The sequence below is a fragment of the Alcanivorax sp. DP30 genome, assembly GCF_009882945.1.
Classification (GTDB): domain Bacteria; phylum Pseudomonadota; class Gammaproteobacteria; order Pseudomonadales; family Alcanivoracaceae; genus Alcanivorax.
The window spans coordinates 586,276-604,393 of sequence record NZ_WTUY01000002.1; the positions used below are offsets into that span (position 1 = coordinate 586,276).

17 protein-coding genes are annotated in these 18,118 nt (G+C 57.8%); 2 read left to right on the plus strand and 15 right to left on the minus strand.

Annotated features, from left to right (window positions below):
* Positions 1-119 precede the first annotated feature (119 nt).
* Positions 120-1,028 (plus strand): lysophospholipid acyltransferase family protein, encoded by a 909-nt coding sequence (locus GQF00_RS03305; protein WP_161317711.1) that lies wholly within the window; start codon positions 120-122, stop codon positions 1,026-1,028.
* A gap of 180 nt (positions 1,029-1,208) precedes the next feature.
* Entirely contained in the window at positions 1,209-3,809 is a 2,601-nt protein-coding gene (acnB, locus tag GQF00_RS03310; RefSeq protein WP_161317712.1) for a bifunctional aconitate hydratase 2/2-methylisocitrate dehydratase, read from the plus strand.
* A gap of 220 nt (positions 3,810-4,029) precedes the next feature.
* On the opposite strand, the gene GQF00_RS03315 is transcribed toward acnB, so the two are convergent.
* The 15 genes from GQF00_RS03315 to eno form a co-directional block, all read right to left on the minus strand.
* The gene (locus GQF00_RS03315) at positions 4,030-4,464 is read right to left on the minus strand and encodes a thioesterase family protein (protein WP_161317713.1); all 435 of its coding nucleotides are present in this window, start codon (positions 4,462-4,464) and stop codon (positions 4,030-4,032) included.
* Positions 4,464-5,621: an iron-containing alcohol dehydrogenase gene (locus tag GQF00_RS03320; protein WP_161317714.1), complete on the minus strand. Its 1,158-nt coding sequence runs from the start codon at positions 5,619-5,621 to the stop codon at positions 4,464-4,466. The genes GQF00_RS03315 and GQF00_RS03320 overlap by 1 nt, the downstream gene beginning before the upstream one ends.
* Before the next feature lie 313 nt (positions 5,622-5,934).
* Positions 5,935-7,533, minus strand: coding sequence for an FAD-dependent oxidoreductase (locus GQF00_RS03325; protein ID WP_161317715.1), 1,599 nt, complete (start codon positions 7,531-7,533; stop codon positions 5,935-5,937).
* Between the two features lie 11 nt (positions 7,534-7,544).
* Complete coding sequence (locus GQF00_RS03330; protein WP_161317716.1) at positions 7,545-8,141, minus strand: gluconate 2-dehydrogenase subunit 3 family protein; 597 nt, start codon at positions 8,139-8,141, stop codon at positions 7,545-7,547.
* A 186-nt stretch (positions 8,142-8,327) separates the two neighbouring features.
* On the minus strand, positions 8,328-9,866 hold the full coding sequence (locus GQF00_RS03335) for an FAD-dependent oxidoreductase (protein ID WP_161317717.1): 1,539 nt from the start codon (positions 9,864-9,866) through the stop codon (positions 8,328-8,330).
* Positions 9,863-10,498, minus strand: a complete 636-nt coding sequence (locus tag GQF00_RS03340) for a hypothetical protein (RefSeq protein ID WP_161317718.1) — start codon at positions 10,496-10,498, stop codon at positions 9,863-9,865. The genes GQF00_RS03335 and GQF00_RS03340 overlap by 4 nt, the downstream gene beginning before the upstream one ends.
* 129 nt (positions 10,499-10,627) lie before the next feature.
* Positions 10,628-11,542: a cation diffusion facilitator family transporter gene (locus tag GQF00_RS03345; RefSeq protein WP_161317719.1), complete on the minus strand. Its 915-nt coding sequence runs from the start codon at positions 11,540-11,542 to the stop codon at positions 10,628-10,630.
* A gap of 21 nt (positions 11,543-11,563) precedes the next feature.
* Positions 11,564-12,346 (minus strand): peptidoglycan DD-metalloendopeptidase family protein, encoded by a 783-nt coding sequence (locus tag GQF00_RS03350; RefSeq protein ID WP_202560326.1) that lies wholly within the window; start codon positions 12,344-12,346, stop codon positions 11,564-11,566.
* A 68-nt stretch (positions 12,347-12,414) separates the two neighbouring features.
* Positions 12,415-13,332: a DUF368 domain-containing protein gene (locus GQF00_RS03355; protein ID WP_161317720.1), complete on the minus strand. Its 918-nt coding sequence runs from the start codon at positions 13,330-13,332 to the stop codon at positions 12,415-12,417.
* A 217-nt stretch (positions 13,333-13,549) separates the two neighbouring features.
* The gene (locus GQF00_RS03360; RefSeq protein ID WP_161317721.1) at positions 13,550-14,212 is read right to left on the minus strand and encodes a protein-L-isoaspartate(D-aspartate) O-methyltransferase; all 663 of its coding nucleotides are present in this window, start codon (positions 14,210-14,212) and stop codon (positions 13,550-13,552) included.
* Positions 14,213-14,227: 15 nt separating this feature from the next.
* Positions 14,228-15,271, minus strand: a complete 1,044-nt coding sequence (truD, locus tag GQF00_RS03365) for a tRNA pseudouridine(13) synthase TruD (RefSeq protein ID WP_237440362.1) — start codon at positions 15,269-15,271, stop codon at positions 14,228-14,230.
* Complete coding sequence (gene ispF, locus GQF00_RS03370) at positions 15,268-15,750, minus strand: 2-C-methyl-D-erythritol 2,4-cyclodiphosphate synthase (RefSeq protein ID WP_161317722.1); 483 nt, start codon at positions 15,748-15,750, stop codon at positions 15,268-15,270. The genes truD and ispF overlap by 4 nt, the downstream gene beginning before the upstream one ends.
* Positions 15,747-16,457, minus strand: a complete 711-nt coding sequence (gene ispD / locus GQF00_RS03375; RefSeq protein WP_161317723.1) for a 2-C-methyl-D-erythritol 4-phosphate cytidylyltransferase — start codon at positions 16,455-16,457, stop codon at positions 15,747-15,749. The genes ispF and ispD overlap by 4 nt, the downstream gene beginning before the upstream one ends.
* Positions 16,454-16,813, minus strand: a complete 360-nt coding sequence (locus tag GQF00_RS03380) for a septum formation initiator family protein (protein ID WP_161317724.1) — start codon at positions 16,811-16,813, stop codon at positions 16,454-16,456. The genes ispD and GQF00_RS03380 overlap by 4 nt, the downstream gene beginning before the upstream one ends.
* Before the next feature lie 6 nt (positions 16,814-16,819).
* Complete coding sequence (eno, locus tag GQF00_RS03385; RefSeq protein ID WP_161317725.1) at positions 16,820-18,112, minus strand: phosphopyruvate hydratase; 1,293 nt, start codon at positions 18,110-18,112, stop codon at positions 16,820-16,822.
* Positions 18,113-18,118 lie beyond the last annotated feature (6 nt).

The window sequence follows — 18,118 nt, forward strand, 5'->3', positions numbered from 1 at the left end:
GCTAAGAAACGCGGGCATTATAGCCATGCCCGCCCTCCCCGACACCTCATCTCCGATCTTTTCGGTTTTCTGCATCCCGCGTCTGGCGTCTGGCGTCTGTCCCCTTATACTCTCCCGCCATGGGCAGAAAAACCAATCCTCGCATTCAGACATTCAAGGGGCACGCAGCAGTGTTGATGCTGCGGCTTATCGGCTGCCTGCCGTTTAGCCTCAATCGCTGGCTGGCCACTCTTATCGGGCATCTGGTTGCCACACTGCCCTCAGAAGCCCGTCGCATCTCGATGATCAATCTCGCGCTTTGTTATCCGCAACTGTCGGCAAACGAGCAGCGCAGACTGGCGCGCCAGTCGCTGGTGGAAAGCATCAAGAATACCTTCGAGATCGCCCTGTTCTGGTCTCGCCCAACCAGCGGCATGAAGCGCATTAACAGTGTGGATGGCGGTGATGCATTGCAGGCTGCAGTGGATGCCGGCCAACCGGTGATGATTCTTGCCCCTCACCTTGGCTGCTGGGAAGTGCTCAACTTCTGGCTGGCCGATCACTACGACCTGCATGTCATGTTTGCCCCTTCCGGTCTGCCGCAGGTAGATGAACTGGTTCGTGCCGGGCGTGAACATTTCGGTTCCACCATGTATCCAACCACCGCCAGAGGGGTAGCGGGCCTGGTCCGCGCCATGCGCAAAGGCGCCATGACCGCCATTCTTCCGGATCAGGTGCCCGACCGCCGAAGTGGTCGTCATGCCGACTTTTATGGCCACCCCGCCTACACCGGTACCCTGGCTTGCAAACTGATCCAGCAAACGGGAGCCCGCCCTTTTATGGCTTGGGCAAACCGTTTACCCGGCACACAGGGGTTTGAGCTGCGCTTTCGTCCAGCCGATGAGAACATCGCAGACCCCGACCTGGACACCTCCCTGCTCGCCTTGAACCGGTCTATCGCCGCCCTGATTGATGAGGGGCCCGAGCAGTATCTGTGGAGCTACAAGCGATTTCGACGCCCGCCGGCAGGCCAGAGAGCCCCCTACTAAAATACGCAAAGTCGCTCTGAGTGATCATGAGTATTCACAGGGTGAATGGTCAGGACAGCCGTTTCGCTTAACAGTTGATACCAAATCCGCTATACTCCGCGCGCAATTCCAACCCCCAGTTACACCCTAAAAGACTGATTTCCAAAAGAATTCAGCCAAATTGAGCAAGAGGGAAACGCTGTGCTAGAAGCCTATCGCAAACATGTAGAAGAGCGCGCCGCTGAAGGCGTGCCTGCCAAGCCGTTGAATGAGCAACAGGTCGCCGACCTGATTGAACTGCTCAAGAACCCGCCGGCTGGCGAAGAAGAATTCATTCAGGATCTGTTCGTTAACCGCGTTCCACCGGGCGTGGATCAGGCCGCTTATGTGAAAGCCGCCTTCCTGAGCGCGATTGTGAAAGGCGAAGCCAGTTCCCCTCTGATCGACAAGAAGCGCGCTGTTCAACTGCTGGGCACCATGCAGGGCGGCTACAACGTAGCACCCATGATCGAAGCCCTGGACGATGCCGAGCTGGCGGAAGTGGCTGCCGAAGAACTGAAGCACACTCTGCTGGTATTCGATGCCTTCCACGACGTGGAAGATAAAATGAAGGCCGGTAACGCCAAGGCCAAGGAAGTGATCGAATCCTGGGCTGAAGGTGAGTGGTTCACCAAGCGTGCCGACCTGGCAGAAAAAATGTCTCTGACCGTGTTCAAGGTAACCGGCGAGACCAACACCGATGACTTGTCCCCCGCCCAGGACGCCTGGAGCCGCCCGGACATTCCGGTACACGCCAACGCCATGCTGAAGAATGCCCGCGAAGGTATCTTCCCCGAGAAAGACGGCGAAATCGGCCCGCTGAAGCAGATGGAAGAACTGAAGGCCAAGGGTCTCCCCGTTGCCTACGTGGGTGACGTTGTGGGTACCGGTTCTTCCCGTAAATCTGCCACCAACTCCGTTCTGTGGCACTTCGGTGACGACATTCCGTTCGTACCGAACAAGCGTGCTGGCGGCGTATGTATCGGCGGCAAGATCGCTCCCATCTTCTTCAACACCATGGAAGATTCCGGCGCCCTGCCCTTCGAGTGCGACGTTTCCAAGATGGAAACCGGTGACCAGATCGACATTTTCCCCTTCGAAGGCAAGGTAGAGAAAAACGGCGAAGTCATTGCCGAGTTCGAACTGCGCTCCCAGGTACTGCTGGACGAAGTCCGTGCTGGCGGCCGCATCAACCTGATCATCGGTCGCGGCCTGACCACCAAGGCCCGTGAAGCCCTGGGTCTGGCACCGTCTGATCTGTTCCGCAAGCCTGAGCAGCCGGGTGACTCCAACAAGGGCTACACCCTGGCCCAGAAGATGGTCGGCAAGGCCTGTGGCATGGAAGGCGTTCGCCCTGGCATGTACTGCGAGCCGAAGATGACTACCGTTGGCTCCCAGGACACCACCGGTCCGATGACCCGTGACGAACTGAAAGACCTGGCCTGTCTGGGCTTCCAGGCTGACCTGGTCATGCAGTCGTTCTGTCACACCGCCGCTTACCCCAAGCCGGTAGACGTGGAAACCCAGCACACCCTGCCTGATTTCATCATGAACCGTGGCGGTGTTTCCCTGCGCCCTGGCGACGGCATCATCCACTCCTGGCTGAACCGCATGCTGCTGCCTGACACCGTCGGTACCGGTGGTGACTCCCACACCCGTTTCCCCATGGGCATCTCCTTCCCGGCCGGTTCCGGTCTGGTTGCATTTGCTGCTGCCACCGGTGTGATGCCGCTGGACATGCCGGAATCCGTACTGGTTCGCTTCAAAGGCAAGCGCCAGCCAGGCATCACCCTGCGTGACCTGGTACACGCGATTCCGCTGCAGGCGATCAAGGACGGCCACCTGACTGTTGCCAAAGCTGGCAAGGTTAACGTGTTCTCCGGTCGCGTACTGGAAATCGAGGGTCTGGACGATCTGACTGTTGAGCAGGCATTCGAACTGTCTGATGCCTCCGCCGAGCGTTCTGCTGCCGGCTGTACCATCACCCTGTCCGAAGACAGCGTGACCGAGTACCTGAAGTCCAACATCACCATGCTCAAGTGGATGATTGCCAACGGTTACGGCGATGCCCGTACCATCGAGCGTCGTATCCAGGGCATGGAAGAGTGGCTGGCAAACCCGAGCCTGATGCGCGCCGACGCCGATGCCGAGTACCACACCGTCATCGAAATCGACATGGACCAGATCAAAGAGCCGGTACTGTGCTGCCCGAACGACCCGGACGACGCCAAGACTCTGTCCGACGTGGCTGGCGCCAAGATCGACGAAGTGTTCATCGGTTCCTGCATGACCAACATCGGTCACTTCCGTGCAGCCGGTAAACTGCTGCAGAAAGTGGAAAGCGGCACCATGCCGACCCGTCTGTGGATCGCACCGCCGACCAAGATGGATCAGCACCAGCTGACCGAAGAAGGCTACTACAACATCTTCGGCAGCGCCGGTGCGCGCACCGAGATGCCAGGCTGCTCCCTGTGCATGGGTAACCAGGCTCGCATCGCGCCGAAGTCCACTGCGGTATCCACCTCCACCCGTAACTTCCCGAACCGTCTGGGTCAGGGTGCGGATGTGTACCTGGCATCGGCTGAGCTGGCGTCTGTGGCGTCCATCCTCGGCAAGCTGCCGTCCGCAGAAGAGTACATGGAATACGCGAACACGATTGACTCCATGTCCTCCGAGATCTACCGCTACCTGAACTTCGACCAAATGGCCGAATATCAGGACGTGGCAGACACTGTGAAGATCCCGGTTGCCCAGTCCGTCTAAGACGCGGCAATCGCTTCACCATAAAAAAGCCCGGCTTATGCCGGGCTTTTTTGTGGGTACTACGAGCTGAAATTTCAAAGTTTAATGTTGGAAAGCGCGAACTATTGGTAGTCCTAGCCTGAAAAGTAATAGCCGCGCCATGACTTTCAGCGCGGGCAAACTCGTTAAACGATTAGCTGCACGCCCTCTTCGCGTTTGAACTTTGAACTCGCTTGACCACTCAGACTTGCAACGCTTCCAGTGCATTCCTCAGGCGCACAGGAATGGGGACCGGCCTCCCGCTTTCCCGGTTTACAAAAACGTGAACCACGAAACCCATGGCCTTGGCGGGACCGGTTTCGCCGAACAGGGCCAGGCCATAACGCACCGAACTTGAACCCAACTTGTCCACCTTCATGCCGATAGCCAGCTTGTCAGGATAGGCTGCCGCTTCAAGATAATCACAGCCGGAGCTGACCACATAGGCAATGTGCTCACCCTCGTGAATATCCAGTCCGCCTTCGTCGATCAGGTAACGGTTGATGGTGGAATCAAAGTAGCTGTAATAGACCACGTTATTAATATGGCCGTAGATATCGTTGTCGCGCCAGCGGGTGTCCACCGGGCACAGGTAACCGTAGTTATCCCGTTCCGGGCGAGGGGCTTTGTCACTCATTAATACACCGCCTTGTAGATAGCCAGTGCATCGGCCTCGGTGACCTCTCTGGGATTGTTGACCAGCAATCGCTGCTGAAGCATGGCGTCAGCCGCCAGGGTTTCCAGACTCTCTTCAGTAACACCGGCATCACGCAGGCGGGTGGGCAGACCCACTTCATCAATCAGCTTCTCCAGGGCGGCAATCAATACCCCTGCCCCGTCCTCATGATCTGCAAAAGGGCGATCACTGAGGATCGGTGCCAGCTCGGCATAGAGTGGTGCCGCATCACGGACGTTGAAGCGCAGCACCTCCGGCAGCACCAGGGAATTACTCAGACCATGAGGAATATGGAAGTGGCCGCCCAATGGATAGGCCAGCGCATGAACCGCAGCCACCGGGGCATTGGCAAATGCCTGCCCGGCCATCATGGCCCCCAGCAGACAAGCCTCCCGGGCAGCCAGATTGCCCCCCTCTTTCACGGCCGCAGCAAGGTTTCCACCAAGCAAACGCAGGGCCTCACGGGCGAGCATGTCGGAATACGGGTTTTTCTTGTGGGCACTGGTATAGGCTTCGATGGCGTGCACCATGGCATCTACCCCGGTGGCCGCGGTCACATGAGGCGGCAAGCCCAGAGTGAGCTCGGCATCCAGCACTGCCAGGTCCGGTAATAGTGATGGGGCAACCACCCCGGCCTTGGTGGTTTCGCCGGTGGTGACAATGGCAACAGGTGTCACTTCCGAGCCGGTTCCCGCGGTGGTTGGCACCTGCACCAGGGGCAGTCTTGGTCCGGTGGCCAACCCAACCCCGTATATATCAGAGAGTTGCTGTCTGGCCTTGGGGTGTGCCAGCAGAGCCACCAGCTTGGCCACATCCATGGACGAGCCGCCACCGAACCCGATCACCAGGTCCGAACCCGCCGCCTTGGCCTGTGCCACTGCTTCAAGAACGATGCTGTCTGCCGGGTCTGCAGCGACTTGATCGTAAATGCTTAATGCCATGCCCGCTGCCCGAAAGCTCTCTTCCACCGGGCCCAGCAACGGGGTACTGCGAATCCCCGGATCGGTAACCAGCATGACTTGGCTAGCCCCCAGATCCTGGCAAAGCTGGGGAAGCCGGCCGGCGGCACCCGGTTCCACCAAAACCCGGTGAGTTGTGGCGAATTCAAAACCTGACATGGTTCAATCTCCTTGAAACTTCGTTGTAAATGCTATCACAGCCCATGGAGACAAATGGCGCCATGCTGGATGCCAATCAGGACAAATCCATCATTGCAACGAGATGATCGGGACGCACAAGGAAAACGGAAAAGTTCCGCACCGGTTTGACGGCATTTCAAACAACAGCACTTTCGGGAGGTTGGAGGTCGGACGCTAAAGGCGAAACCAGCCTGACTTCATGAATTTCGGGGATGCCACCGCTTACCCTCAAATCCGCAATCAACCAAAAAGCGCGCCATCTGGCGCGCTTTCGGTTATCCGTCAGCAGGCATCAACCAATAAAGTAGTTGCTCGCGTTGTCGTTGATCTGGTCGCTGACGTACTTGGCCAGAGCGTGAACAGTCCACTGGATCGGCGCACTCATGGATTCCGGTATCAGGCTGGAATCGGCCACGAACAGCCCCGGCGTATCGTGAAGCTCACCGCTGGGCGACACAACAGACTGATAAGGGTCTGCACCCATGCGGCAGGTTCCGTGGGGAGAGAAGCTGTTGGAACGGAAGGTGTACATACCCTTGATACCGTAGTCCACCTTGTCCATTTTCTCGTCCAGCTCGAACACGGAATTGGCCTCAAGACTCTGGAAGGTAGGCAGGTACACTTTCTCGGCACCACCGGAGAAGAAGATGCGCGCCGCCAGGGTGGCGGAAGCCTTCATGTTCTCGAATTCCTCGCGGCTGGGGTTGTAGTGAATGGTCTTGTCGCCGTTGTAGGCATCCCCGTCCCATTGCACATAGCCATTACCAAGATCCTGACTGAAGGCATTCACACCGGCATAGTACTTATAGTCTTTCATGAACTGGATATGTGCTTCACCAGCCTTCATATCACCTTGAGCCAGCAGGGATTCCGGTTCGGCCAACCCTGAGAAAATGGTGTATCCGTCGGTTTGGGTAAACTCGTCCACCTGTACCCCGACAAGGGCGCCGCGGAAGCCGTACAGTGGCTCCTTGAACTTGCCGAGCACCTGGGTAAAGGGCTGGATAGCCAGGTTTTTTCCCAGCTGACCACTGCGATCCGGCACCTGACTACGCTGCAGAATCAGCGGCGTATGGATGGCGCCAGCGGCCAGCACCACCATGTCCGCATCCACCTGCATGTCAGCCACATGAACCCCACTGTCCGGATCCACCACCCGTGCTTCCACACCGCGCGCGCGCCCATCCCGGGTTTTCACCTTAACCACCTCGGTATCGGAAAAGATCCGTGCGCCGTGAGCTGCCGCCCAGGGCAAATGTGTTACCAGTGAACTCATCTTGCGATCTGACGGGCACCCGGCCAGGCAATGGCCAGTCAACGCGCATTGCTTCACGTTACGCTGGGCCGGTTTCCAGGAGTACTTCATCTTCTCACAGCCCTGGATCACCTTGTGGGCACAGGCATTAATCTCATGAGCTTCATTGGTATGGATTTGCAGTTCGTCCGCGATCTTGTCCAGATAGGGGCGGAATTTTTCAGCGGACAGCGCATCCAGGCCATATTTTTCGGCCCAGCCATCGAGAACCTTGTCACCAGGCTCTTCCATCACACAGGCACCAATTACCGTAGATCCGCCTACGCAGGCACCCTGAACAAAAATAATGTCAGCGGTGGTGTTCACCTGGCCCACCTGATCCTGATAGATCTTGGTCATGGTGTCGCCAAGGTGCTCGGTAAATTCGGAGCTTGGGTAATAACGGCCAGACTCAAGCACCAGCACGTCGCGGCCCGCCTTGGCCATTTCATAAGCCACAACAGCGCCGGCAGCACCGGAGCCAACCACAACCACATCGGTTTTCAGTGTGAACCGCTTGCCGAGGCTGGGATCCAGCGCCACATCCTTGGCCTGGGTGACTGGCACACCATCTCTTGCTACACGAACAAAAGCCATAATTCCCCCTGTCAGGCTCTCGGCAACGGTGCGTTGCCGAGACGACGAACACCCCAGGTTTCAGTCACAGGACCGTGATACTCCAGCCCGGGCCAGGTGCGCTCATCACGCCAGTAATTCAGTGCGATAATCGCCTTGAGCGTAGTCATCAGACCACGCTCGAAAAAGGCACCTTCCTGCATGGCGTTCACGTACTCCAGCGCCTTCTCGTCCGACAGGGAAGTAAATTTCTTGAATTTGAAACTCATCATGGGACGGTTGTTGAACACCCAGATTCCAAGCCCCATCAAATCCCGGGTTTGCTCGGGCAGGCGCTGCACCATGGTGTCGATATTCTTGACGGTAGGAACCACTGTGGTGCTGGAAGGCAGCCCGTACTGCTCTGCGGGGAGCATGATTTCGGTGAGTCGGGTAATGACATCGATTTCGTCGGGCTTGAGGCTGTAGTACTCCAGCGTTTCCGGGGCATCCTTTCGGCCGAAAAGGCTGGCGCAACCACTGGTCAACGCGGCGCTGGCAAGTACGGTAGTGCGCAGAAAACCACGGCGGCTGAGAGGCTCAAGGCCGGCCAGATAGCCGGGCAAGGGCGCACGGTTGTTATTCTTCATCAACACCCTCTCCTGGGCAGGCCCTGTGTGGCCCTTGTTGTTATTGGTGGAGATTTCAGACCGAGTCTATAACAAACCGTAACAAACACCAAAACCTGTAGTGGCGAATAAGACAGGCACTCCAGTCAGTTCGGTAACAGGGGTGTAAACGTGAAAGCGGCCCCAGGGCCGCTTTCGATGAAAAAACTAGCTCATATGACGGGCAATTCGCGTCGCCAGTGCATAAACCGTGATTTGCGGGTTCACAATGATGGAGGTGGGCAACAGGCTGGCATCAGCGACATACAGCCCGGGCACATCATGGGTTTCACCATTTGTCTTGACCACACTACTATCTGGATCGGCCCCCATGTGGCAGGTTCCCTGCGGGTGATAGCTGACCATGCGCAGGTGCTGTGGCTCATTTTCCAGCGAATCCACCTGGGTATCGATATCTGCTTCAGAGCGGATGACCCGCTTATCGCTGGAAGGTACATAGACTTCCGTGGCGCCAGAAGCCAGATGCAGTCTGGCGGCAGCCTTGATCGCACGCTGCATGGAGGGGAAATCCACATCGCTCAACTGGTAATTGATCGCCTTGCGCTCACCATCCCACTCAATCGCCCCCACATTATGATCGTGGATGAGTGTCACCAGCCCCGCCATGTGACGGGCATTAGCCATATAATCCATAAAGGGCTCTCCGCTACCGGGTTCAGCCAGCATGGTCATTTCCACCAGACCAAAGCCCCCGTCCTCCAGCACAAAGCCCCCCTTGTCCGGATGCATGAACTCATCAACGTGAACTCCCAGCAGGGCACCACGCCAGGGGTGGATAGGCTGTGGGTACTTGCCCGCCACCAGTAATGAAGGGTGACAGGCAAAATTCTGACCGACCTTGCCGGAACGGTTGGCAAGGCCACTCTTCAGCAGCAGTACCGGTGTCTGTACGGCACCTGCGGCAAGCACCACGCGGGGCGCTTTCACGGTCATTGTCGCAGCGACTCCACCATCCTGTCGGGTGACCACGGCTTCTACCCCTGAGGCTTCGCCGTTTTGGGTCAGAACCTTTTCAACACGGGTATCCGAATAGATTTTTGCACCATGGGCCTGAGCCCAGGGCAAGTAGGTCACCAGCATGGACTGCTTTCGCTCGGTCTTGCAGCCTGACAGACAATGCCCAGTGAGGCCGCATTGGCGAATATTCCGGCGCAATGGTTTTACGGACCAACCCAGCTTTTTCGCACCCTCGCGGATTACCTGACCATGACGGGCGATTTCATGCTCGCCGTTATCGTGCACAGAAAGGTTTTTTTCCACTTCATCGAAATACGGCGCCAGCTCCGACTCCGTCAGCTCCTCCAGACCAAAATCGCGCTGCCAGTCTTCCAGAATGAAATCCGGGGTGCGGAAGCAGACACAACCGTTCACCACCGTTGACCCCCCCACACAGGCCCCTTGCAGCACCAGCAAATCGCCGCTGCTATTAGCCTGCCCCCCCTTGTCCTGATAAAGGGCATGTAAACTCTGGGTGAAATCTTCCGTGAAGGCCTGGGAGGGCACGTAGGGGCCGGCTTCCAGCACAATCACCCGCTTGCCCTGACGGGCCAGTTCATAGGCACTGACTGCCCCACCCGCCCCGGAACCCACAATCACGACATCCGCTTCCAACTCGATATGGGAATCCGTCACATCGCTAGCCTGATGAACCTGAAGGCCGCTGGCCTGCCACTTAACCTGACTCATGCCTGCTCCTGCTGTACATCAAGGGAAGATTCCTGCGGCATCGGGGCATTACCCAGATAGGCCAGACCCCATTTCTCACTCACCGGGCCATCAAACTCGGCGGGGGGCCAGGTGACCGGCTCACGCCAATAACTGCTGTAGACCAGCTGTTTGATTACCGTTGCCAGGGTGCGCTGCAGCACACTGCCCTCCCCCCAGCGATCAAACAGCGCTTTTGCCTGGGCATCGTCCAGATCCACAAAGCGGCAGCCGTGGCTGAACACCACCACGTTATCAAACAGGGAGAGCCCTGCCCCCAGCTCCTTGCGGGTGACAGGATCAAGGAAGCCCAGGGTCTGCTGTACGTTCTGCACCACGGGCACGTTAGCGCTGTCGATCATTGGCGTACCCGCAACAGGTAACAGCACCTCACGTGCACGATCAAAGAGATGATATTCAGTGGCTGAAAGGTGGCTGACCCAGTCAGGAGGGGTCATCTCGTCGCGAGGAGAACGACGCAGCAAGGCAAAACCACCCGCGGCAACCGCTGTTACCGCCGCCACACTGCCAAGTCCCCATTTGAGGAACTGTCGCCTGGCTATGCCTCGCTGCCAGATGTGCTGAATTTTTTGTGCCTGAAGCTGGCTGTTCATCGCCATTCCTTACCCTGAAATCGTCCGTTTCAAGCTAAAGAAAAGCCCAGATGAATACAATATGTTTACCGAACAGGGGGAGTTGACCGGACAGTACAGCAATCGTTCTGCTGTCAGGACATGTCAGGCTTATAAAGCGCCAGGCGGCTCAACGGACACTTTCGGGCCCACCGCCACAGGATCCAGGTGGATGATCACGTCCGCGCCGGGGAAGTCTTTCTTGATGTCAGTCTCGATGCGGTCCGCCAGATCATGGGCCATACGCAGAGTAAGATTCTGGTCCATATCAAGATGCAGCTGGATAAAGCTGGTGCGGCCACTCTGGCGAGTGCGCAGATCATGAAACCCCAGGGCTTCCGGGTGGGAGGATACAATGGCGCTGATACGGTTGCGAACATCGCCTGACATCTCCCGATCAAGCAGTAGCTGGCTGGCCTCTGAGGCAATCTGCCAGGCACTGCGCAGGATAAACAGGGCAATGGCCAAACCCACCGCCCCATCCAGCCACAGCCAGCCAAGGCTGCTCACAGCAAGCACCGCAATGATACCCACATTGACCGCAAGGTCAGATACATAATGCAGGGAATCAGCCTCAATGGCGGTGGAACCTGTCTGCCGGACCACATATCGCTGGATCAGCAACAGCCCGAAGGTGAGCACGATGGAAGCCACCATCACACCAATGCCCACCATGCTCGCTTCGATCGGAGTCGGATCCATCAACTTGAGTACAGACTGATGAATCAGAAACACGGATGAACCGGCAATGAACAACGCCTGGCCCAGCCCGGCCAAGGCTTCTGCCTTGCCATGGCCGAAGCGATGCTCCTCATCGGCAGGCACCAGGGAATAGCGAATGGCAAAGAAGTTGATCAGTGACGCCAGGGAATCCATCACCGAATCCACCAGTGACGCAAGCAGGCTCACGGAACCTGTCATCAACCAGGCCACGGTCTTGGCAGCAATCAGTACCAACGCTGTGGCAACAGAGGCCATGGCAGCCAACAGCAGCAGGCGATGTTCTCGGTTGGGACCGTCACTCATGAATTCATCCGTTTACAGGGATTACTGTCTGGGCAGATATTGCATTGGATCCACGGGTTTACCGTCCCGACGGATCTCGAAATGAAGCTGTGTGCGGTAGGTGCCGGTGGCGCCCATGGTGGCAATTTTCTGCCCTGATTTTACCACATCGCCTTCCTTGACCAGCATGGAATCATTGTGTGCGTATGCACTCAGCCAGCGGTCATTATGCTTGAGAATCAACAGATTCCCATAACCCGTCAAACCGCTACCGCGATACACCACGCGGCCATCTGCCGCCGCAATAACCGGGCTCTTGGCTCGACCACTGATGGCGATCCCTTTACGCCCGGATGAAGAAGCGGAAAATGGCTCCACCACTGTGCCGCTGGCAGGCCACCGCCAAGTCACCGGGCCCACCGTGCGAGCACCGCTACCAGAAGACACCGCAGGCTTGCTGGAAGTTGGCTTGGCCACCGGCGCGGGCTTACTGACAGGTTTACTCGATGCAGACCCAGAACCCGATGACGAACCTGCCACGGGTTTTGGCTTACTGACACTGCCAGAGGCAGCTGGCTTCAGGGCCAGGGAAATTCGCTGCCCGGGAAAAATAGTATAGGGCGCGGGAATATTATTGGCCGCACCCAACTCACGGTAGTCCCAGCCGTATCGCCAGGCAATGGAGTAAAGGGTTTCCCCTTCGCGAACCTGGTGGGTTCCCGACGTTACCTTTCTCTGGCGGCTATCCTGGCCGTAAATGTCCACCACAGGCGCAAGGCTGGCGCTGCAGCCACTCATCAGCACCAGAAAAACCATCGCCGCCATTGTGCGAATCAGTTCTGTCACTTTCCTGCGGAGGTGAGTGATACGAATTGTCCTCAAGCCTGGAGTAGTTAAACGTCTTTGCGTGTCACCATTGCGCCATTATGCACAGGAGCCAGCCAGTGCAGTAGCCACACCAGTGCAATCGCCACTACCGCTGCACCCAAAGCAAACAGTGTCTGGGCGCTTTCGCCTGTGAATGCGCTGTACTGTGCGGGGCCAAACCACTGATCCTGCAATCCGTTGCCACTGGACACACGCCAGGGCCATAACTTCACCAACGACCCCGCCATGAAACCGGCCAATAGCGCCATCATCGTGTCGTGATAATGATGCAGCGTCCATTTGAGAATATGTACAAAACTCAACAACCCGATGGCACACCCGGACAGGAAAGCCAGCAACAATGGCAGCTGGGCACCCTTCACAGCTTCAAGTACCGGTTCGTACATGCCCAGTAAAAGAAGGATAAAACTCCCGGAAATGCCCGGCAGGATCATGGCGCAGATGGCCAGCATGCCGCTGAGGAAGAACACCAGCGCCCCTGCCCCGCCAGACAACCCCGGAGCGAGGGCAATCATTACGGCGATCAGGGCACCCGCCACAAACGCCAGACCCTGCGCCAGCCCCCTTTTTTGCAGCGGCAGCAGTACCAGAAAGATACTGGCCAGAATCAACCCGCTGAAAAATGCCCAGACAGGTATGGGGTGGGTTTCAAGTAACCAGGTAATGAGGCGGGCCAGCAAGGCTATACTGGAGAAAATTCCTGCCAGCAGTGTCACAAGGAAGGTCAGGTTGGCCTGCTGCCAGGCAGCGACAAAGCCTTCACGACGCCACACCCCCAGCAATCGTGGGGTGATGCCGCCGAGGGTATCGATGAGCTCTTCATAAATCCCGGTGATCAACGCCAGGGTGCCACCGGACACCCCCGGCACCACATCAGCCGCGCCCATGGCCATGCCACGAAAGAAAATACCGGGTCGAATCATTAGCATCCTCATACATCACGCCAAGCGTCTCAGCGTGATTTCGGGTTTGTTATTCTCAAGCGCTGGAGCAGCAAGCTTCACGTTGCAAGCTACAACGCGAATCACGCATGGTCATGTCTTGAACGTTGCAGCCGCGCCCAAACTATTAAGCGCGAGCATGGCGGTGAAATATTCAATCACCCTGACCGCGCCTTGAAGCTTGTAGCTTGCTGCTTCTTTACCGCATCACCCCACGCTGGAATGGCACAAATCGCACCGCATCCAGCGACTGGGTATGGAAATCATCCCCTTCCCGGTCTACCACCGTGAGGATCTGCTTCCTGTCATCGCCCACCGGCATCACCAGGCGACCACCATCGGCAAGCTGTTCCAGCAAATCATCCGGGATGTCCGGTCGCGCGCAGGCGGCGAGGATGCCGTCAAAGGGAGCTTCGTTTTTCCAGCCAAAGCCGCCGTCAGCATGCTTGAGCTGCACCTTGGCCAGACCAAGTCGCAAAAGACGCTTGCGGGCCTGCTCCTGTAAAGGTCGGATACGTTCAACGGAATAAAGTTCATCACAGAAAGGGGCCAGTACCGCCGTCTGGTAACCACAACCGGTGCCGATCTCAAGCACCTTGTTGCGCTTGCCTCCGTCCATCAGCAGTTCGGTCATGCGAGCCACCACCCAGGGCTGGGAGATTGTCTGTCCATGCCCAATCGGTAAAGCGGTGTCGTCATAGGCCTGATGGGCCAGGGCTTCCTCGATGAAAAAATGACGCGGCGTATTACGTACTGCATCCAGCACCCGATCGTCCTGAATACCGGCTTCCCGTAGCCGCTGCACCAGACGATCCCGAGTCCGTGCAGAGGTCATGCCGATGCCGCTGAGTTGGATATCCATGTTGTACTTCGTTCTCTATGCAGAGGGCTCCATGGTGGTCACCAGCTCTGCCATGACTGTTGTTGCAAACGCACCTGCAGGCAGCTTGAATGCCAGCTCCAGGCAGTTTTCCCCTTCCCTTTCCTGCTGCCAGGACCATTGCAATTCCTGTACCGGCAACCGGGTCGCTCGGCGGATTTCATCCACGCCTTCCCGGCAGAGGCCATCTATGACCGCCTGACTGGGTGCCAGAATCTGTTGCTCCATTTCCCGGCAAGGGCCAGATGATGCCATGCCCGCCACGCCCGGCATAGGGGCGGTGGGATGCACTTCACCGCCAATCACCCGTGCGGACGCTTCCTCATCGTCATCGGCACAGAACAGGCCCCTGCTGCCTTCCGGCTGGAGAATGTCCCCTTCCAGAATCCGATTCCAGACCCCCCGGCTGACACGTTCGGCAAGCACCTGATTAAACAGGTCACTGCGCACCGCCGACAGCCAGATGCTGCGCAGAGCTTTCTTGCGTGGCGCCTCTCCGCCAGTGAGCCACTCGCGGCCGCGCACAAGATTGCCCGCCCCACGACCGAACCGCTGTTCGCCAAAATAATTGGGTATACCTTCGGCAGTAATCGCCGCCAAACGAGACTCGAGCAGCAACTTGTCACCACAAAAATCGGTCGCCCGGATCACAAACCGGTTGGCGCGATGGGTGCCACGGTTGAGCTTGCGACGGTGACGGCCAGACTGGATCAGGGCGACCCCGTCTGGCCAGGCGAAATCCGGGTCAGCCTTGCCTGGCAGATGGAGGCTGAACCATTGCCGCGTAACTGCATGCTTGTCCTTGAGGCCACTGTAGCCGACAGAAAGGCGATGCACGCCAGCAGACTTGGCCAGCCACATGGCGACATCTTCTGTATTCCAGCCGGTCTTCTCGATTTCCAGCCACAGGTGCTCGCCCTCACCTTCGGGCAACACATGCATGCATTCGAAAACCTTGAAATCAGCCGGGCAAGCCTTCAACCGGGCTTGTGCCACCGGCCCACCATGGGCATGTGGTAACAGCATTGTCGCTGACGTCATGCGGATTCCAGCAGCACTGCCGCTTGTACAGCGATGCCTTCCCTGCGCCCGGTGAAACCCAGCTGCTCGGTGGTCGTGGCCTTGACCGAAATCTGCCCAACCTGGCAGCCCAGTAAACCCGCAATCCGCTCACGCATGATGAGGATATGGGGGGCCAGCTTTGGCGCCTGACAGATGATGGTCAGATCAGCATTCCCCAGCTGCCAGCCAGCAGCAGTGATGTCCTGGTAGATCGCCTGCAGCAATTGACCCGAATCTGCACCCTTCCATTGCGGGTCCGTATCCGGGAAATAGTGGCCGATATCCCCCAGCGCCAATGCACCGAGCAGTGCGTCGGAGAGTGCATGCAGGGCCACATCACCATCGGAGTGCGCCTTAAGGCCATGGCTATGCGGAATGGCTACGCCACAGAGCATCACATGGTCACCCTCATCGAAGGCATGAACATCAAAACCCTGCCCAATCCGGATGGCCATCATAGGTCTCCCTGTTCTTCGAATTGCCGTGCCAGGTAGAAACGAGCCAGCGGCAGGTCTTCAGGGACGGTGATCTTGATGTTATCGCTGTGACCTGCCACCAGCTTCGGCCGCCAACCCTGGCGCTCCAGGGCTGAGGCTTCATCAGTCACATCCGCAAGGTCACCACTGAGCGCCTCATATAGCGCAGCCGCGGGAAACAGCTGGGGCGTCAACGCCCGCCAGATGATGTCCCGATTCAGAGTGTCATCTATCTGGCTATCACCGCCGGCCTGCTTGATGGTATCCACCACTGGCAGAGCCAAAATGGCGCCCTGCTCTGCCGTACTGGCCAGCAGACTCTGGATATCCGAGAGGCGCACCAGCGGGCGTGCCATGTCGTGCACCAACACCCAGGCGTCTTCGCCACCGTCCATCAACACTTGGGCCAGTGCATTGCGCACGGACTCTGCCCGGCTCTGACCTCCCGTCACGGCATGGACTCGGCGGTGGCTGGCCACCGGCAAGGTGGGCCACCACGGGTCATCTGCGGACACAGCCACTACAACGCTCTCGATGGGTGCAAAGGACAATAACCGTTGTACGGTGTGCTCGGTGAGCGTCTTGCCCGCCAGCGTCAGATATTGTTTGGGGATGCCGGCCTGCATACGTTGGCCGACACCGGCAGCAGGAACAACAGAAAAGAGGGGACCACGGATCACCGGGTTCACTCGGCACTTCCTGGTTGTTCAAGAATCAGAAAAAAGGTTTCACCATTGCGGATCATGCCCAGGTCCTTGCGAGCGATTTCTTCCACCGCTTCTGTGCCTTGCTTCAGGTCTTTCACATCCGCAGCCATTAGGCGGTTACGCTCATTCAGTTTGGCATTGCTCTGCTTGAGAACCGCAACCTCTTTTTTCAGGCTTGCCACATGACGCAGGCTGCCTTCACCAAACCAGAGACGTGCCTGCAAGCCCAGAAACACCAGGGCCAGCACAGCGAAAACCACCTGGCGAGCGGGCGACAGCTTTAATGCTGCACGCTTGCCCTCCAGAGTTGACACCTTGCTGGCCCGGGTACCTGACATCAGGGATTAACCGAGGAACTTGAACTCTTTGCGGCCATGATAGGCAGCACGACCCAGTTCCTGCTCGATACGGATCAAACGGTTGTACTTGGCGACACGGTCCGAGCGGCACAGTGAGCCAGTCTTGATCTGACCAGCAGCGGTAGCCACGGCCAGGTCGGCGATGGTGGTGTCTGCGGTTTCGCCACTACGGTGAGAGATTACCGCGGTGAATCCGGCATCCTTGGCCATCTTGATGGCTTCCAGGGTCTCGGTGAGAGAGCCGATCTGGTTGAATTTGATCAGGATGGAGTTGGCCACGCCTTCGTCGATGCCACGCTTGAGGATCTTGGTGTTGGTCACGAACAGATCGTCGCCCACCAGCTGCACCTTGTTACCCAGCTTCTCGGTGAGAATTTTCCAGCCATCCCAATCGGATTCGTCCATACCGTCTTCAATGGAGATGATCGGATAACGGTCACACAGCTCGGCCAGGTAATCGGCAAACTCTTCAGAGGTCATGCTGCGGCCTTCGCCGGCCAGCACATATTTGCCATCCTTGTAGAATTCACTGGCGGCACAGTCCAGCGCCAGGGTCACGTCATCACCGGCCTTGTAGCCCGCAATTTCGATGGCTTCCATAATCGCTTCCAGCGCCGCCTCGTTGCTGGGCAGATCCGGCGCAAAGCCACCTTCATCACCCACGGCAGTGTTCAGGCCGCGCTTCTTGAGAACGCCTTTCAGGGCATGGAAGATCTCAGCGCCATAACGGATGGCTTCGGCCACTGTGGCCGCACCCACTGGCTGAATCATGAATTCCTGGATATCCACGTTGTTATCGGCGTGCTCACCGCCGTTGATGATATTCATCATCGGTACCGGCAGGGAGTATTCGTTGTCATCATCCTGCAGGTCAGAAATGTATTCGTACAGGGGCTTGCCCTGATCAGCCGCCGCGGCCTTGGCGGCGGCCAGAGACACGGCCAGGATGGCGTTGGCGCCAAGCTTGCCCTTGTTCTCGGTGCCGTCGGCGTCAATCATGGCCTGATCGAGACCCTTTTGATCTGACGCATCTCTGCCAATCAGCAGTTCGCGGATCTCGGAGTTCACGTTACCCACCGCCTTGGTGACACCCTTGCCCAGATAACGGCTCTTGTCACCGTCACGCAGCTCCAGGGCTTCGCGGGAACCGGTGGAGGCACCACTGGGAGCGCAGGCACTGCCACTGGCACCGGAATCCAGAATCACATCGGCTTCAATGGTCGGGTTGCCGCGGGAGTCGAGAATTTCGCGGGCTTTGATGTCAACGATCTTGGACATGACAGT

What these genes read in the sequence shown, in the direction of transcription:
- GQF00_RS03305 (WP_161317711.1), top strand. Translation starts at nt 120, where the DNA reads ATGGGCAGAAAAACCAATCCTCGCATTCAGACATTCAAGGGGCACGCA.
- GQF00_RS03315 (WP_161317713.1), bottom strand. Translation starts at nt 4,464, where the DNA reads ATGAGTGACAAAGCCCCTCGCCCGGAACGGGATAACTACGGTTACCTG.
- GQF00_RS03320 (WP_161317714.1), bottom strand. Translation starts at nt 5,621, where the DNA reads ATGTCAGGTTTTGAATTCGCCACAACTCACCGGGTTTTGGTGGAACCG.
- GQF00_RS03325 (WP_161317715.1), bottom strand. Translation starts at nt 7,533, where the DNA reads ATGGCTTTTGTTCGTGTAGCAAGAGATGGTGTGCCAGTCACCCAGGCC.
- GQF00_RS03330 (WP_161317716.1), bottom strand. Translation starts at nt 8,141, where the DNA reads ATGAAGAATAACAACCGTGCGCCCTTGCCCGGCTATCTGGCCGGCCTT.
- GQF00_RS03335 (WP_161317717.1), bottom strand. Translation starts at nt 9,866, where the DNA reads ATGAGTCAGGTTAAGTGGCAGGCCAGCGGCCTTCAGGTTCATCAGGCT.
- GQF00_RS03340 (WP_161317718.1), bottom strand. Translation starts at nt 10,498, where the DNA reads ATGAACAGCCAGCTTCAGGCACAAAAAATTCAGCACATCTGGCAGCGA.
- GQF00_RS03345 (WP_161317719.1), bottom strand. Translation starts at nt 11,542, where the DNA reads ATGAGTGACGGTCCCAACCGAGAACATCGCCTGCTGCTGTTGGCTGCC.
- GQF00_RS03350 (WP_202560326.1), bottom strand. Translation starts at nt 12,346, where the DNA reads ATGGCGGCGATGGTTTTTCTGGTGCTGATGAGTGGCTGCAGCGCCAGC.
- GQF00_RS03355 (WP_161317720.1), bottom strand. Translation starts at nt 13,332, where the DNA reads ATGATTCGACCCGGTATTTTCTTTCGTGGCATGGCCATGGGCGCGGCT.
- GQF00_RS03360 (WP_161317721.1), bottom strand. Translation starts at nt 14,212, where the DNA reads ATGGATATCCAACTCAGCGGCATCGGCATGACCTCTGCACGGACTCGG.
- truD (WP_237440362.1), bottom strand. Translation starts at nt 15,271, where the DNA reads ATGACGTCAGCGACAATGCTGTTACCACATGCCCATGGTGGGCCGGTG.
- ispF (WP_161317722.1), bottom strand. Translation starts at nt 15,750, where the DNA reads ATGATGGCCATCCGGATTGGGCAGGGTTTTGATGTTCATGCCTTCGAT.
- GQF00_RS03380 (WP_161317724.1), bottom strand. Translation starts at nt 16,813, where the DNA reads ATGTCAGGTACCCGGGCCAGCAAGGTGTCAACTCTGGAGGGCAAGCGT.
- eno (WP_161317725.1), bottom strand. Translation starts at nt 18,112, where the DNA reads ATGTCCAAGATCGTTGACATCAAAGCCCGCGAAATTCTCGACTCCCGC.